The sequence below is a fragment of the Virgibacillus tibetensis genome, from assembly GCF_036026595.1.
Classification (GTDB): Bacteria; Bacillota; Bacilli; order Bacillales; family Amphibacillaceae; genus Virgibacillus_P; species Virgibacillus_P tibetensis.
The window spans coordinates 411,843-428,057 of sequence record NZ_JARZFX010000002.1; the positions used below are offsets into that span (position 1 = coordinate 411,843).

The following is a 16,215-nucleotide window of genomic DNA, read 5'->3' on the forward strand; positions in this document are numbered from 1 at the left end:
TCTTATATAAAATAATAACCACACCAACATTATATCAGACTAGTGGTGCCTGTCACTTCTCGATATTTGTCGAATGTATAAGTCAGGGAAGTAACAGCACTTAACACTACAGTATTTCTGGTTTAAATCCACTTAAATCAATTTTATAGGGTTCGTCCTTAGAAGTTAGAGTAACAAGATAAATGTCCTCTTCTTCAGTAGATTCCATCTTTTCTATGGATTCTTTTTTCTTATCAAAGAATTCCTTCGCTTGCTCAAACGCCTGTGAGCTTCTCGGTACTTGTTTTACGGGTTTTGGTATTTGCTTGGTGTGGACTGACTCTGTATCTTCTCCTTCTGTTTGATTGGAATTTAATAGAAGATAATTTGTATAGCTAAGTTGAATCGCTTTTGAAATACCCAGCAATATAGCTCCCAGCACTAAGGAATTAAATACAGTAGCCATTGCTAATCCCAGAGTAATCGCATCCCCAAAAGCAAACTGCAGGTTATCATCGGTTCCGACAATAATCCCGCTGACAACCCCAAGACCAATTACTATATACCCTAAAACGTAAAGAACTTGAGCAAAAGCGTGTTGGCGATCCTCCACACCATCCACATAAACTCCCCCTTTTTTTATTTATTATAATGCACATGGTTTAGGATTAATAGGTAATTGTATGAAATTTCTGATGTTTAGTTGAGTGTTTGTTGCCAGGGGGAAAAAATCAGTAATTGAAGGTTTTATGAAATTTAAAGAGTCCTAGTAGGCTCCACCAGCTTCTATAAGCCCAGCTCACCACCCAATAAAATTCGACAAAAATCAGGGTGTGACAGGCACCCCTAATTCATAATACGCACCTATTTTAAAATGCATACATTGGTAGGTATAAGATAGGCTATCACTAACCAACTGTAAAGAATGCAAAAATGAATAACTGTAGATCTATCCTATATGAAAAAGCAATTTTCCACGTGTAAAAAATGAAAAGTTAATAGTATTTATAAGTATGGAATTTAAATTCGAACCGTTTGAAGGGAAATAAGGTCTACTACTGAATCTGAATCTGTCTATTTACCTTACTCGCTCCGCAATAACAGCTCGAGGAATTTTCCTGTGAACTTAGACTATCTGCTGCAGGCAGTCTATTAAAACGGATTGAGCACATCTATTCAAATTCACAAATCATTGGAGTAGTGAGGTTCCGCGCAGGACAGTGAAACCGGATAAATCGCAAAAAATACCACAAAAAAGCTGTTAGAACTCTTGCATATTCGTACATGCAATGTAATTCTAACAGCTTCTATAAACATGACATCTCATTCGACAGGATATGACAAAAATCGGGAAGTGACAGGCACCTAAACCCGCTTCTGGTCTATATATACGGTTGGGGATTTTACGACGCAGTCAATGTGGACGCCTGCTTCGGTGATGCCGCCAAAGGGTTTGTTGCTTCCGAAGGCGATATGGATGGTGCCAAACACTTTTTCATCTTCGAGGACATTTCCTGTCAGACGGGCTTTATTGTTCGTCCCGATACCAAATTCCGCAATCGTTCGGCCTTTTCCTTCACCAAGTAATTCCAGTAGCCTTTTTCCATTCTCGCCAGTGGCGGCGATGAGTCTTCCTTTTTCAACAGTCAGTTCTACCGGCTCATCTAGTACACCAATCCCCGAGATTGCTCCATCAATAACTATCCTGCCATTGGCGGAGTCCTCGAGCGGGGCAATATAGCTTTCACCAGACGGCAGATTCCCGGATTCCCCTTTATTGCGGAAAACACCGACGCTCGGAATGCTGCTTCTGCCTTTAATAGAAAAAGACAGTGATAGATTTTCCTTTACAATTTCCACGTGTTCTCCCTGTTCCAGCACCTGACAGTATTTCTTTGTCAGTTTCTCAACTTCTGTATAGTCAGCTGTGATAGCACCTTCTTCCAGCATGTCAAGGGTTATTCCCGGCATGGTGGCAACTCTCGCTCCAGCTGAGGATGCTGATTTTCGTGCCTGCGTATGTGTGAGTGAATGCTTCGTTATGCACAACACCACTTCTGACGATTTCATCGCTTCACTCACAGCTTCAGGTGGCTCTTCCCCCGATTTAGACCGGGGAGCCATCTCGACAAGCATCGTTTCATTACCAAGTTCCCTGCCTGCATAGCAGAAAATCTGTGCAATATTAGCTAGATCAGAATCTGTTACAATTAGCACCTGTTCTGCTGCTTTAACATTTAAGTTCTTTAACAGAACGGTTTTTGCTAAGGGAATATATTTTTGCATCCAATCATCCTTACAAACTAATTATAATTTCAGTTTCAATTGATATCTCGTAATCACTGCTGCCATTTGATCCCTTGCTTTTTTCAACAGTGTCAGGTATTCCTCAGTTTTATCCTCAGTCATCCTATAAGTTGGACCTGAAACAGTAATCGACCCAAGAATTTCTTCATGGTCAAATAAGGGAACAGCAAAGGCAATTACATCCGCTGTATACTCCCCCTTGCTAGTTGCCCAGCCCTGCTTGCGTATTCTTTCCAGCTCCAGTTGCAGTTCCTTCTTATCAACCAAAGTGTTTTCCGTGTATTTTTTTAACTGGTTCGGATCAAGTATCGCCTCTATAGCCTCTTCTGGCATAAAAGCTAAAATAGATCTGTAGGAAGCACCAACATAAAGTGGTGCTCTGCTTCCAGCTGACACTGTAAACTTCACTTTATTTGCAGGCTCGACCACTTCCAGAGTAACTGCTTCATCCTTATCCAAAATGGTTAAGAATACAGATTCACCCGTTTGTTCGCTTAACTCTTCCAAAATTGGACGGAGCAGCTGCTTCACATTAAGTCCATCATATTTAATCATACCAAGTTCCCATACAGCAATTCCAAGTGTGTATCTTTTTGTATCGGGATCCTTTGAGAGAAAATTATTATTATCCAGCGTTTCTAAAATACGATAGATTTTAGTATGATTCATTTCTAAGTCATTAGCCAGTTCCCGGCCGCCCCATTCAGGCTTTTGTCTCGTAAATTTATTAAGTACCTCAATCGCCAAATTCAGTGTCTTTAACATATATTAACTCCATTCTAAATAATAAACACAGCTAATCAGAACAATCATAACATGAAAATTTAATTTTTGAAATTATCAAGCGATAGATTGATAGTTTATGTTTACGATGATTACCTGTGTTAGAATTATCCTCCAGTTAATAATCATTACTTTGTGTAAAGGAAATCGACTACTGCAGCAATATAAACTTTGGCACAAGTGACAATCTGCTCTACTTTTACCTTCTCGTTGTAGCCATGTATACTTGGCAGATACGCAGGACCATATTGCAGGACAGGGATGTTATAGTCACGGAAATGACGTGCATCACTACTTGCCCATTGCATAACACCATATGATTCTTTACCAGTTACGAAAGAAATATTATCCGTAATTGCTTTACATACAGGATCCTGTGCATCTGTATAGTTCGCTGTGCTTCTAAATCCAAACGCCCTGATCGTGTAATCGATATTCAAAGCATTTAATTTCTCTTCTATAAAAGAAGTTACTTCTTCTTCCGAGATACCAAATGGAAGACGGCAGTCAACCTGCACCTTACAGCTTTCTGGAATGACATTGGATTTCGTTCCACCTTCAATAGTCCCAACATTTACAGTGACATGCTCCAGGACAGGCTGAAATTTCACACGGTCTTTCTCAACTTCTCTCATATAGCGCTGTGATACTTCAATTAAAGGTTTAATTTCATCTGGAACTTCAATTTCCAGCTCCCATAACTTTTCAATTTCATGAATTGCTTTTACGGCATCACTGATCGCATTCTTACCAGCTAAAGGAGACAAGCTGCCATGTCCTGGTTCGCCGAATACTTCCAGCTCGAACCAATAGGATCCTTTTTGACCAATCGTAGGATTTAATGGCGAAGATGGTTCCGCAATCAAACAGCCATCCCCTTCAATAATTCCGTTCTCAAGCAACCATGGCACACCGAAGTCCCCACCTGTTTCCTCATCAGGAACAATAGCCAATGAAAGTTTACCTGGTAATTGGACATTCAGACGCTTCAATAAACTAAAGGCAAAAATCAGACCCGTCAGGCCAGCTTTCATATCACTTGCACCTCTGCCAAGCATCCAGCCATCCTTTACTTCGCCTGAAAATGGATCAAAATCCCATTTCTTCAGATCCCCAGCAGGTACAACATCGGTATGACCACAATAAATTAAATGTTTTCCATCTTCATCTCCAATACTGGAAACAAGATTATACATTTTGTCACTTGACTCATGCCATTCGACACCCAAATCATATTTTTTTAAATAGTCCGCGACAAAATTACTTATCTCTGTTGAATCTCCAGGTGGATTTTCACTCGGAATTTGAATTAACGAGCTGCATAACTCTATTAGCTCATCCTTATTATTTTCCACCTCATTAATAAGCATTTGTTTCAGTTCGGTTTTATTCATTAGCTTAACACCTCTTTCCCTGCTGTTTGCAGATGAGTCATTTTGCCATAAAGGTTTTCTATATGAGCAAATTCCTTCTCATCATACAGGGAGCATTTGTTTTCGCCATAAAGCTTCGCAACTTCAATTACGAAACGGACAACCTGCTCGACATCAACTAAATGAGTCGCACCGGTACCACAGCCAGCAACAGCTGTTTCTGTTGTAATCGCAATCCCAACAACAGGCTTATCTGTTGCAACGGCAGGCTGCAAGATACTGTTCACATGGTATAAATCATTTCCGTATGGTGTAATATCTTGTGTAGTTATCGGCATGGTTACAGGAAGCTGACCCGTAGATTGTGTATATACATGCAGCAGATCAGTACTCACTTTTAAAATATATCCCTCTTTTACAGTTGGCGTAAGTGCAAACCCTTTATGGTTCGTAATCATATTCCCCTTCGTCGTATCAATCGAAAGAATAGCATCCATTTCAACGGTAACCTCATGGTTGTTCATTTCCAGAATATCTACTGGCGAGCTCATAAATGGCACAGGGTCATGTGGTAATGTTGGTGCTGTAGGGCAAATATGTGTTGTTAAAATTACATCCCCGTTTAATTGATCTCCTTTTGTCGTCATGTCCAGCAGTTTTGCAGCAGCTGCAATCGATGATAGCGCGCCGTCTCCATCAGAAACAAAACCTTTCAGTTCAGGACGAGCCCCGATTCCTCCAAGTCTGCCGATAATCCCTAATGTTGGTGCAGTTCCACCGCGGGATTTACCATTCACACCAGGTACCGTAATTTTAATGAAATCGGTTGATCCCTCTGGTCCACTGACCGTTTGCACACTTATATCACTTTCTTCATTAAAAGTAGATAAGTAGCTTTTCACATCTTCTCCTGACGCATAAATACTATCCAGTAAATCGTATACTTCCATAACATGTTTGAATGACATTATAATTCCTCCTGATTTTTATTAAGTAAGTGACAAGATGCCACACTTCCGTTTTCGACATCCTGCAGTTCAGGTACGATCGATTTACACATTTCCATCGCTACCGGACATCTTTCATGGAAATGACATCCAGATGGCGGATTAATCGGACTTGGAACAGAACCTTTAAGAATCACCCTGTTTTTATCATCATGCGGACTTTCCTTTGGTACAGCTGATAGCAATGCTTTTGTGTACGGATGCTGGGGATCGTTATACACCTCTTGATAGGTTCCCATTTCCACAATTTTCCCCAAATACATAACGGCAATTCGGTCACACATATATCTGACAACATTTAAATCATGTGAAATAAAAATATAAGTTAAATCAAATTCCTTCTGCAATCTCTTTAATAGATTGATAACCTGTGCCTGTACTGACACATCCAGGGCTGAAACCGGCTCATCACAAATAATGACATCCGGATTTAAGACGAGTGCTCTGGCAATATTTATCCGTTGACGCTGCCCGCCGGAGAATTCATGTGGGTATCTTTCCGCATGAAAACCCTCAAGCCCAACAACCTCCAATAAGTATTGCACACGCTTTTTACGTGAGGACTGATCACCTACATTATGAATAAGTAATGGTTCCGCAATCAATTCGCCTACCTTTTTCCTCGGATCTAAAGAAGCATAGGGATCCTGGAAAACCATTTGAATTGATTTTCGGGATGCACGCAGCTCCTGTGCATTCATTTCAACCAGATTGCTGCCTTTAAATTCGACAGTACCCTCTGATGGTGTGATTAACTGGTTCACCAGCCGGGCCATTGTGGACTTACCACAACCAGATTCCCCCACGACACCGAGTGTTTCACCAGGATACACATCAAAATCCAGACCATCTACTGCCTTCACACTTTGGCTTGATTTTTTAAAAGGAATCGGACTTTGCATGTGAAAATGCTTTTTCAAATTTCTAATTTTTAATAGCGGTTCGGTCATTGTATTTCGGCTCCTCTCTATTTAAACGGGATTCTTTCGTTTGAAAATGACAGGAGACAAAATGGTCCTTTTCCACTTCGATACTTTCCGGTTGCTTGGTCAAACATATATCCTGAGCAAAAGGACATCTGGCCGCAAATGCGCATCCTTGAATGTCCTGACTTAGATCAGGTGGACTGCCGGGAATGGTGGATAATTCCTTGTCATGGGATACGCCTTCGGTAATTTGCGATTCCAATAATCCCCATGTATATGGATGAAGCGAATTATCATAGATTTCAGTTACACTTCCCGACTCGACGACATTTCCTGCATACATGACCAGTACCTTCTCACAGGTTTCCCAGACAACGCCAAGATCATGGGTGATCATAATAATGGATGTATCAATCCTGTCCTGCAGGCTCTTCATCAAATCGATAATTTGTGCTTGTACCGTTACATCCAGCGCAGTCGTTGGTTCATCAGCAATCAATAGCTTCGGGTTGCAGGCAAGCGCAATGGCAATCATCACGCGTTGACGCATCCCCCCAGAAAATTCATGCGGATACATGGAAATTCTTTTTTCAGGTGCCGGTATGCCTACCAGCTCCAGCATCTCTATAGCCTGCCGCTTCGCTTCTTTCTTGGTAACATTCTGATGTGTTTTAATGGATTCAATAATTTGGTTACCCACTGTATAAACAGGATTTAAACTTGTTCCGGGATCTTGAAAAATCATCGATATTTCATTTCCGCGGATATCCCTCATCTGTTTATTGGATAATGCAAGTAAATCTTTATCTTCAAAGTAAATATGTCCTCCCGTAATCTTACCCGGTGGATTCGGAATGAGACGCAATATGGAGGTGGCGGTCACACTTTTACCTGACCCTGATTCACCAACAATACCAATGTTCTCTTTTCTGCCTAAGGTAAAAGAAACGCCTTTTACCGCTTTTGTCACGGCAGATCCCGAACGGAACTGTACTTCTAAATTTTCAACGCGTAGTAAAGGATCAGTCATTTGTTTCGCCTCCCTTAAATTAAAGTTTCATTTTCGGATCTAGTGCATCCCGCAGGCCATCTCCAAATAGATTAATACCGAGCACAGTAATTAAAATAGCCAAGCCGGAGAATGTCGCCATATGTGGACTCAGCACCAGGAAGTCCTTCCCGTCTTTTAAAATACTTCCCCATGAAGCCGTTGGTGGTTGAACACCTAAGCCCAGAAAACTTAAGGATGCCTCGGAAATAATAGCACCTGCTACACTCATTGTTGCGTATACAATTAATGGTGCGATACTATTTGGCAGCACATGCTGAAAAATAATTCTGCCATGTTTTGCACCAAGCGATCTCGTTACTTCTATAAATTCAAGTTCCTTTACACTCAGCACCTGACCCCTGACAACTCTTGCAAACCCAGGAATATTCGCGATCCCGATGGCAATAATAACGTTAATCAGACCTTGTCCAAGCACAGTCATTAAGGTAATTGCTAGTAAAATAAATGGAAAAGCAAACAGTCCATCCATAAAGCGCATAATAACTGAATCCAATTTTCCACCGAAGTAACCTGCTGCCACTCCAAGCAGCGATCCGAAAATCGCGCCAAATAATACAGCGGCTATTCCTACAATCAGGGAGATTCTTGCACCATAAACTATTCTGCTGAAAATATCTCTTCCATAGTTATCCGTACCCAGTATATGGCCTTGCTCCCCTGCCTTTAACAGAGACTTGGTAACATCCATCTGTGTTGGATTATGGGGTGCAATTAACGGGGCAAATATTGCGGTAATAATCAGAATTAATATTACAAATAATCCCACAGCAGCAAGCCTGTTTCGAATTAATTTCCTGAATAGCGATGGCTGCTTCTTTGCTTCTCTTGCCGTTACTTCTACAGTATTTTCAGTTGCTTGTAATGAGGTCATCTTAATTCGTACCTCCTTTATTTGTAGAATAGTTAATTTTAGGATTCACTACTTTATAAAGAATATCGACAACCAGATTTACTGCGACAAAGATAAACGCAATAAACAATACCGTACTTTGTACAACGACAAAGTCTCTCTTTTCAATAGCATCTATGATCAGCAGCCCCATTCCAGGCCAGCTGAATATTGTTTCTGTTAAAACAGCTCCACCGAGCATCATGGAAATCTGCAGTCCCATGACAGTGAGCAGTGGCGTAACTGCATTCTTGAATGCATGCTTACAAATAACAATAAATTCACTTAATCCTTTAGAACGTGCTGTCTTTATATATTCCTGTGAGATAACCTCAAGCATGCTTGACCTCGTAATCCGGGCAAACGTAGCTGTTGGGATAGTAGCAAGGGTAATACTCGGTAAGATCAAATGCTTTATAAATTCGCCGAATCCCTCATCCCACTGGCCCATCCCTGTTGCAGGAAACCAGCCTAAGTTAACACTGAAATAAAGAACGAGCATGACACCTAACCAGAAGACTGGCATCGACACACCTACTAAAGAAACAGTTGTAATAACATAGTCCACCAAGGAATTCTGTTTCGTAGCAGAAATGATTCCTGCTGGCACACCAATCATAATTGCGATGATCAACGCACTAACTGCAAGCACGACCGTATTAGGGAAGCGCTCCATAATCAAATCAGCTATTGGCTGATTATAAGCCAATGAAACTCCAAAGTTTCCTTGGAATAAACCTCCAATATACTCAAAGAACTGTATGTACAAAGGTTCATTTAATCCCAGCTGCTCTGTTAGTTTAGCAATGTTTTCGACACTCGCCTGCGGGCCAAGCATAACAGCTGCCGGATCCCCTGGAATCATCCGTGTTATCAAAAAAACAATAACTGCTACTATAAGTAGTGTAGGTATCATATTTAGTATTCTGCTAACAATAAAAGTTCCCATCATTACCCTCCTTTAACACTTTCATCCATATTTCACTATTTGAATCAGTGTATTACTATTTGAATTAAAAATAGTTTAGCACTACTTCTTTTATTTGTAAATACACATTTAAAGCAAAACTCTTTTTTATTGTAATAGTAAAAAAACTCTTTACTTTACATCAAAAGTTATGGTACTTTATATAATAATTCGATATTTGAATAGCTGGTTCACATTATGAATCATATCAAAGGAGGAAATTTTATGAATAACAAAGGGATAAAAAGACTATTCCTGATCTTTTCAATTATTACGATAGGATTGATCATTAGCGCCTGCTCATCTGACACGGGCTCTGACGATACAAACAACGAGGGTGACTCCGGAGCACAATCTGGGGAACCACAACAAGGCGGGATCTTAAATGTCGGACTTTCTTCCAATCCTAATACACTGGATCCTATCCGTTACACTGGTGTTTACGAATCTCAGATCATGCGTTCTATTGGAAATACCTTAATCGTATACAATAAAGACCTAAGTGGATTTGATCCTTCCATTGCTACTGAATGGGAGCCTTCAGAGGATTTAATGTCCTTTACATTTAAACTTAGAGATGATGTTTATTTCCAAGAAGGTGAATACCAGGATGGAAGACAAATGACTGCAGAAGATGTTAAATTCAGCCTGGAACGTTCTTCTGAAGAATCTGCATTGAACCGTTTAGCAGGTGTAGAAAGTGTAGAAGTAGTAGATGAATTTGAAGTGAAAATTCATTTGGAAGAACCAAACTCAGCTTTACTTGCCATGCTGACAGACCGAGGAAATATCATTGTACCTAAAGAAGAAGTCGAAGGTTGGGGCGATGCATTCGGTGCGAATCTTGTCGGTACTGGTCCATTTACACTTAAAAATTGGCAGACAGACCAACAAGTTGAACTCGTAAGACATGACAATTACTGGGGTGAAACACCTAACCTTGATGGTGTAACTTACAAAATCATCTCTGATCCAACGATGATGACAAACGCACTTCGTTCCAATGATATTGACATCGCGACCGACATTAAAGGTCAGAATAGAGAAGTTATTGAACAAGACCCTAATTTAGAACTACAATCAAAAAATGGACTTACTCTTACTTATATTGATATGAATAACCAAGAAGGTCCAACAGCTGATCCGAAAGTGCGTGAAGCTATCTATAAAGCAACAAATGTAGAAGAAATTGTACAAGGTGTGAACCAATGGGGCGGAGCTTCCGTGTCCTATGCACCAATTCCTAAAGAATCGTGGGCATACAGTGAAGAGCTTGAATCACTGAAGCCGGAATATGATCCAGAAGCTGCTAAAGAACTTCTAGCGGAAACAGATTATGCTGATGGGTTCAAGACAGAGCTTCATGTTCTAGAATCAAGAGTACCATATGCTACAATTTTCCAGAATCAAATGAAAGAAAACCTGAATATTGATGTAGATGTTAAAGTTTCAGAGTGGGGAACACTCAGCGACACGGCTTCAAAAGGAAATTCACCATTTTATATCGGAGGCTGGGCATGGTATCCAGATCCATACTTCTTCTTAAATCAGTTATACCATTCAGATCAAATTGGATCACTTGGTAATGGAAGAGGGTATGACAATTCGAAAGTAGATGAATTGCTTGATCAAGCCTTAACAGGTACAGCTGATCAAGAAGAAAGAACCGCATTGTATCAAGAAGCCATCGAGATTATGATGGGAGACTACTCCAGAATTGAATTGGACAACCTTGATACAACTGCTGCTGTTTCACCACAAGTTGGCGGATTTGAAATTATGGCGGATGGTTCGATTAACATTGTTGATCCAAACGGTACAAATGTATGGGTAAGCAGATAATGAAATGAATAACCATTTTTTGGAAAAGCAGAGCACAATATCTGCTTTTCTTTTTTTTGATAGGCTAACAAGGTTGCTGGAACCTGTGAATGACAGTGTTTTTCTTATACTCTGTTGAGGCAATCCCTTTCTATACAAGCCAGTTTATTTCCTCACTAAATAATTCGTTGCTATACTAGGGTACATAGTCTAGAAAAAGTGAGGGAATTTAAAATATGAGTAATGTTCTATTGAAACAGTTTGCATTTACCCGTAATGCCCTATTAAGTGAATTGGAAAAAATCGATGCAGAGCTTGTCGATGTACAGCCGGATGTTTTCAACAACACAATCCACTGGCAGGTTGGACATATTCTAACAGCAGCTGAGCAATTTTTATTTGGTTTTCCAAGTAAGACACAACACTTACCTGAAAATTATCCGGCGTTATTCGGTTATGGAACGAAGCCCTCGGATTGGCCGAGTGAGGTCCCATCTGTCGCTGAATTAACAGAGCAACTTCGGGATCAGCTGAAACGCGTCATGCAAATCCCTGAAGAACAATTTGAAGTTAAATTGGATAAAGCCTTTTTAGGACAAGAAACATTTGGTGGACTGGCAACACTTGCTGTCTTCCACGAAGCGAACCATTCAGGACAGATCCACTCCATGAGCCTTGTGGTGAAACGAACAAACTAAAGGGACGTTGAAAAGACTGGATCATCATATATCGATGATCCAGTCTTTTCTTTGATTCACGGAGTGGCTTGGCTGTTGGAGATTGGCGACCAACGGTGAACGGGCCCCCACCTGTTTAAAATGTGTCCAGATTAGATAGGTTATTTTCTTTAACGCCATCGGCTTCACTGCGGATGATGTCTCTGCCGTATTTATGAAAGACATCCACATGTGCCAACTTTCCTTCCTTCGCTTCATCCAGAGCCGTCATATAGTCAAGCTCTCTTCCGCTTTCTGTTTTAAAAGCAATGATATCACCATCATCATTTTTACGGACAGCCACTATCTGTTCTTGACTTGAATCTGCAGGTTGATCGATCTGGGTTTTTGCTTCACCTTCACCCTGGTTCTTGTATTCATTATAAATACTTTCAAAATCTTTATTAGTCATACGAACACCTCCCGAACTACGGTTAGTATGTTCGGGAGGTGTATATTTTATGCAACTGTACTAATTGCCACAGCTGCAGCCTTTAGCTTCAGTATTTCGTTTCGACAGGATGTCACAAAAAGCGGGAAGTGACCTACAAATTCATTTCTCCGATCATCCCATTCACTTTTTCTATTTCTTCTTCTGGCACAACAAGATAATAAATACCATCAATTGTAGTTCCCTTTCCTGTCATCTGGTAGCTAATGAAATTCTTTCTAGTATCTTTATAGCCTGAAAGCAATTTCTTCATGTCGTCAAAGTCCATGCTTGTTGCCATATTGTTTCCTAGAATATCTATCATACTGTCAATTTTTGTAATCGACCCAATAGAAGCACCTCGTTTAACAATCCCCTCCACTACCTGACGTTGGCGTGTGGTACGGCCAAAATCGCCGTTTGGATCTTGTTTTCGCATTCGGACAAAATGCATTGTCTTGTCGCCATCCATCTCAACTGGGCCAAGATCAAAATCATACTTACCATCATTCCAGGCAATTTCGTTGTTTACTGTAATAGTACCCAGTTCATTAACCAGTTCTTCAAGTCCATCCATATTCATACGAACATAATAATCAAGTTCAATGTCTAAAAAGTTCTCAACAGATGCAATCGACATACCAGTTCCACCAAATGCATAAGCATGGTTTATTTTGTCTTCAAATCCCTTACCAACAATCTGCGTACGTGTATCCCGCGGGATACTGATCAGCTGCATGGAATCATTTTTAGGATTTAAGGAAAGGATCATCAGTGCATCCGAACGCCCACTTTCACTTGAACGTGCATCAATTCCCAGCAGTAAAATATTAAGTGGTTCTTGGGCCTTTGTTTTTCCCTTCACTACCTCATCATCAATTGATTCAACAGGCTCATGCATCTTATCATTTACTGTCTGCTTCGCATTGTTGTATACGAAAAAAGCATAACTTCCACCACCAAGGGCCAGCAGCAGAATAATAATTAATGGGACTTTCAACCAAAGTCTTTTTGGCTTTTTACGATCAGTTCTTTTCATTCTCATGCTCCTTATAGTTTACTTTCAAACTATTAAAACATAGCCCTTTTTTAATAGTTAAATATTCCTATGTATTCTACTAGTATACATGACAATTAACGTAATAAGAACGATGTATATACAAATCTTTAAACTTTATTTTCCTTTTATGTCGTGAAAACACAATTACCTCCACCTCTTGTTCCGGATTACATACGCAGTGCCACCTACCTACCTATGTGCTCTTTCCCTCTTCTTAACAAAACATATTCTACTGCGCCGGTACCGATAAATACTCCGCTCAAGATCAATATGAATCCTACAACATGGTATTTCGTAATAATTTCATTTAAAAATACAGATGCACCTATGATGGCGAAAAGGGTGTTTAGATTAATAAATATGGCAGATTCAGCTGGCCCTACTTTTTTAATTGCATAATTATACGTCATATGACCGAATGCTGACGCTAAAACGGCACTGAATAGGAACACAGATCCCAGTTTCCAGTCAAACAAACTTGTAACTTCTTGAATCCCCGGATTAAAGATCTGACCGAACAAAAAGATAAATACTGCACCAAGCACCAGCATATAGCCAGTTGCGAGCCGTGGATCAAATGTCGGTTTCAACTTACTAATCAAAACAAAACTGAATCCTTGTACTACAACGGCTAAAAATACGATGAAGTCACCTAATGAAACGCTTGCTAACCCATCAGCACCTGTTAATGTTGTCACAACCACTCCAATAAATCCCAATATGAAGCCGGAAATTCTAATCCAAGAGATACGTTCCCGTAAAATGATCAGAGCCATCATCACCGTCACCAGAGGCATCATCCCCAGAATTAAACCACCATTTATGCCAGACGTTCTCTCTAAACCAATAGCGACAAGCGAATGGTGTAAGATCACATTAAATATAGATATATAAAATATGACAAGCCACTCATGCTTAAATGGCAGCCTGAAAATACCCATAAAATAGCAAACTATTAAAACAATAATACCCGCAGTCATAATGCGAAACGATGTCAATAGCATCGGATCAATGGCATCCACCAGCACCTTCAATGCCGAAACATTAAACCCCCACATCACCATAACAAGCAGCAATAAAATATAAATTCTAACCATCAATGATTCACCCAGCTTCCAAGTACTTCCTCTACTCTACAATAAGATGGGGTGCCTGTCACTTCCCGATATTTGTCGAATGAAATTTCCTGCATCAATGAGGTAAAACCCTATTCATTCGCCACCGTAACGTGACGATTACCTTTCACTACCAACGGCTTCCTCCTTGGTCCAAAACACGTAAATTAGCTTCTACAATAAAATTTTCTTTCCAATCTACTAAACTAGGTTTAAACTAAATAAAAGGTTTACGGTATATTTTACTGAATCAACGAAAGCCTATATCTTCACCATTAAAACAGTATATTGAAAAATTAACCTATAATTTCTTCGACAAAATATGATAAACCCCGGGAAGTGACAGGCACCTGCACAGAACAGGGCACCGCTGCACACCCTGGAAGGACAGGTGATAAAGATGACATCCAAGCAGACGAATAGTAATTTTTTAGAGACGGAGCCTGTTAGTCGTGTGTTTTTCAAGTATTTAATCCCTTCATTAATTGGGATGATGTTAATGGCGTTGAATATCGTGGTGGATGGAGTGATGGTAGGAAACCGCCTGGGTCCAGTCGCTCTTGCTGGTGTTGGAATAGCGTCACCTGTATTTACCCTTTTTCTTGCCATGTCACTTTGGATTGGGATAGGCGGAGCCACTTTATTTTCCCAAGCGATGGGATCAAAACAGACGAAACAGGCCAGATTTATTTTTACACATTCATTGGTGCTAATAATCGTATTCACAATAATCATCGGTCTAACTGCATTCATTTTTAGGGAAAAACTCGCTTTCTTACTCGGGGCAAATGAAGAAACGTTTCCTTTCACTATTGGATACCTAAAAGTCATGCTGCTCTTCGGCTTTATATTCACGCTAGAAAACGCACTGAGCATATTTGTACGGAACGACCAGAATCCCAACCTTGCAATGATTTCCCTTATTGTCACCTCCACGGCAAACATAGGAATAAATTATTATTTTCTATATGTATTAAATTTAGGAGTAGCAGCAGTGGCCGCTGGAACATTACTAGCAGCTTTTCTGGGAGTTCTTGTACTACTGATTCATTTTTTCAAAAAGGATAATAATTTACGTTTTGTACGTATAGCGTTTCAACGCCCATTGTTTATTAACACGATGACCGTAGGATTTCCAAGTTTCTTATCCGAGATCGGTATTTCTGTCTTTACTATAGCTTATAACGTTACTTTGGTTCGCATTGCTGGTACTGCAGGGGTGGCAGCTTTCTCTGTGCTCAACTATGTACACGGGGTCATGCTCATGATGTTTCTCGGAATGGCATCGGCGATCCAACCACTGATCAGTTATTATCATGGCGCGGGCCTGCCGGGAAGAAAAGAGCAGACGATCAAGATTGCCTTGAAAGTAGCAATCCTCGCTGGAATAGCAGCATGTTTAATTGGACAAGCAGGTGCGAGACAAATTGTGTCTATCTTCGGAGATTTCCCTGAAGACATAATGGAAATTGCTACTACCGGAATCCGTCTGTTCTTTATCGCCTACCTGTTTATGGGGATTAATTTTGTGATGATGACTTATTTCCAGTCAGTCGCCCAAATACGAATGGCTATTTGGATCACAGCGTCCAGAGAAATTATTTTTATGATGGTTTTTATACTAATTCTACCAGTAATTTTCGGTATAAACGGGGTATGGATTTCTGTCCCACTGGCAGAACTAGTAGTAATGATCACCGTGGCTATCCATGTGAAGCGTCATCGGGAATTTAAGACGTTATTTAAAGTGCGTAGTTAATAAATGTTGAA

At 40.2% G+C, this 16,215-nt stretch carries 15 protein-coding genes; 3 read left to right on the forward strand and 12 right to left on the reverse strand.

Annotated elements, in window-relative coordinates; translation table 11 throughout:
- Positions 1-106: 106 nt before the first annotated feature.
- The 9 genes from QGM71_RS06770 to QGM71_RS06810 form a co-directional block, all read right to left on the reverse strand.
- Complete coding sequence (locus tag QGM71_RS06770) at positions 107-601, reverse strand: hypothetical protein (RefSeq protein ID WP_327606765.1); 495 nt, start codon at positions 599-601, stop codon at positions 107-109.
- Positions 602-1,344: 743 nt separating this feature from the next.
- Positions 1,345-2,265, reverse strand: coding sequence for an aminopeptidase (locus QGM71_RS06775; protein ID WP_327606766.1), 921 nt, complete (start codon positions 2,263-2,265; stop codon positions 1,345-1,347).
- Positions 2,266-2,286: 21 nt separating this feature from the next.
- Positions 2,287-3,051, reverse strand: a complete 765-nt coding sequence (locus tag QGM71_RS06780) for an IclR family transcriptional regulator (protein WP_327606767.1) — start codon at positions 3,049-3,051, stop codon at positions 2,287-2,289.
- A 146-nt stretch (positions 3,052-3,197) separates the two neighbouring features.
- The gene (locus QGM71_RS06785) at positions 3,198-4,463 is read right to left on the reverse strand and encodes a M20 family metallopeptidase (protein ID WP_327606768.1); all 1,266 of its coding nucleotides are present in this window, start codon (positions 4,461-4,463) and stop codon (positions 3,198-3,200) included.
- A complete protein-coding gene (locus tag QGM71_RS06790) occupies positions 4,463-5,410 on the reverse strand; it encodes a DUF1177 domain-containing protein (RefSeq protein ID WP_327606769.1) in 948 nt (315 codons plus the stop codon). Before QGM71_RS06790 ends, QGM71_RS06785 begins: the two co-directional genes overlap by 1 nt.
- Positions 5,410-6,399 (reverse strand): ABC transporter ATP-binding protein, encoded by a 990-nt coding sequence (locus tag QGM71_RS06795; protein ID WP_327606770.1) that lies wholly within the window; start codon positions 6,397-6,399, stop codon positions 5,410-5,412. Before QGM71_RS06795 ends, QGM71_RS06790 begins: the two co-directional genes overlap by 1 nt.
- A complete protein-coding gene (locus QGM71_RS06800; protein ID WP_327606771.1) occupies positions 6,374-7,405 on the reverse strand; it encodes an ABC transporter ATP-binding protein in 1,032 nt (343 codons plus the stop codon). Before QGM71_RS06800 ends, QGM71_RS06795 begins: the two co-directional genes overlap by 26 nt.
- 19 nt (positions 7,406-7,424) lie before the next feature.
- Positions 7,425-8,318, reverse strand: a complete 894-nt coding sequence (locus QGM71_RS06805; RefSeq protein ID WP_327606772.1) for an ABC transporter permease — start codon at positions 8,316-8,318, stop codon at positions 7,425-7,427.
- 1 nt (position 8,319) lies between these two features.
- On the reverse strand, positions 8,320-9,285 hold the full coding sequence (locus QGM71_RS06810; RefSeq protein WP_327606773.1) for an ABC transporter permease: 966 nt from the start codon (positions 9,283-9,285) through the stop codon (positions 8,320-8,322).
- 243 nt (positions 9,286-9,528) lie between these two features.
- Between QGM71_RS06810 and QGM71_RS06815 the strand changes: the two genes are divergently transcribed.
- The gene (locus QGM71_RS06815; protein WP_327606774.1) at positions 9,529-11,145 is read left to right on the forward strand and encodes an ABC transporter substrate-binding protein; all 1,617 of its coding nucleotides are present in this window, start codon (positions 9,529-9,531) and stop codon (positions 11,143-11,145) included.
- A gap of 215 nt (positions 11,146-11,360) precedes the next feature.
- The gene (locus QGM71_RS06820; RefSeq protein WP_327606775.1) at positions 11,361-11,822 is read left to right on the forward strand and encodes a DinB family protein; all 462 of its coding nucleotides are present in this window, start codon (positions 11,361-11,363) and stop codon (positions 11,820-11,822) included.
- A 115-nt stretch (positions 11,823-11,937) separates the two neighbouring features.
- Here QGM71_RS06820 and QGM71_RS06825 read toward each other — a convergent pair whose 3' ends face one another.
- From QGM71_RS06825 to QGM71_RS06835, 3 genes are all read right to left on the reverse strand, one after another.
- Complete coding sequence (locus QGM71_RS06825) at positions 11,938-12,252, reverse strand: DUF3892 domain-containing protein (protein ID WP_327606776.1); 315 nt, start codon at positions 12,250-12,252, stop codon at positions 11,938-11,940.
- A 133-nt stretch (positions 12,253-12,385) separates the two neighbouring features.
- A complete protein-coding gene (locus tag QGM71_RS06830; RefSeq protein ID WP_327606777.1) occupies positions 12,386-13,315 on the reverse strand; it encodes an LCP family glycopolymer transferase in 930 nt (309 codons plus the stop codon).
- 200 nt (positions 13,316-13,515) lie between these two features.
- A complete protein-coding gene (locus tag QGM71_RS06835) occupies positions 13,516-14,427 on the reverse strand; it encodes a DMT family transporter (protein WP_327606778.1) in 912 nt (303 codons plus the stop codon).
- A 418-nt stretch (positions 14,428-14,845) separates the two neighbouring features.
- On the opposite strand from QGM71_RS06835, the gene QGM71_RS06840 reads away from it, so the two are divergent.
- Positions 14,846-16,204: an MATE family efflux transporter gene (locus QGM71_RS06840; RefSeq protein ID WP_327606779.1), complete on the forward strand. Its 1,359-nt coding sequence runs from the start codon at positions 14,846-14,848 to the stop codon at positions 16,202-16,204.
- Positions 16,205-16,215 lie beyond the last annotated feature (11 nt).

Coding starts and splice junctions, on each gene's coding strand:
- QGM71_RS06775 (WP_327606766.1), bottom strand. CDS start 2,265: ATGCAAAAATATATTCCCTTAGCAAAAACCGTTCTGTTAAAGAACTTA.
- QGM71_RS06780 (WP_327606767.1), bottom strand. CDS start 3,051: ATGTTAAAGACACTGAATTTGGCGATTGAGGTACTTAATAAATTTACG.
- QGM71_RS06785 (WP_327606768.1), bottom strand. CDS start 4,463: ATGAATAAAACCGAACTGAAACAAATGCTTATTAATGAGGTGGAAAAT.
- QGM71_RS06790 (WP_327606769.1), bottom strand. CDS start 5,410: ATGTCATTCAAACATGTTATGGAAGTATACGATTTACTGGATAGTATT.
- QGM71_RS06795 (WP_327606770.1), bottom strand. CDS start 6,399: ATGACCGAACCGCTATTAAAAATTAGAAATTTGAAAAAGCATTTTCAC.
- QGM71_RS06800 (WP_327606771.1), bottom strand. CDS start 7,405: ATGACTGATCCTTTACTACGCGTTGAAAATTTAGAAGTACAGTTCCGT.
- QGM71_RS06805 (WP_327606772.1), bottom strand. CDS start 8,318: ATGACCTCATTACAAGCAACTGAAAATACTGTAGAAGTAACGGCAAGA.
- QGM71_RS06810 (WP_327606773.1), bottom strand. CDS start 9,285: ATGGGAACTTTTATTGTTAGCAGAATACTAAATATGATACCTACACTA.
- QGM71_RS06815 (WP_327606774.1), top strand. CDS start 9,529: ATGAATAACAAAGGGATAAAAAGACTATTCCTGATCTTTTCAATTATT.
- QGM71_RS06820 (WP_327606775.1), top strand. CDS start 11,361: ATGAGTAATGTTCTATTGAAACAGTTTGCATTTACCCGTAATGCCCTA.
- QGM71_RS06825 (WP_327606776.1), bottom strand. CDS start 12,252: ATGACTAATAAAGATTTTGAAAGTATTTATAATGAATACAAGAACCAG.
- QGM71_RS06830 (WP_327606777.1), bottom strand. CDS start 13,315: ATGAGAATGAAAAGAACTGATCGTAAAAAGCCAAAAAGACTTTGGTTG.
- QGM71_RS06835 (WP_327606778.1), bottom strand. CDS start 14,427: ATGGTTAGAATTTATATTTTATTGCTGCTTGTTATGGTGATGTGGGGG.
- QGM71_RS06840 (WP_327606779.1), top strand. CDS start 14,846: ATGACATCCAAGCAGACGAATAGTAATTTTTTAGAGACGGAGCCTGTT.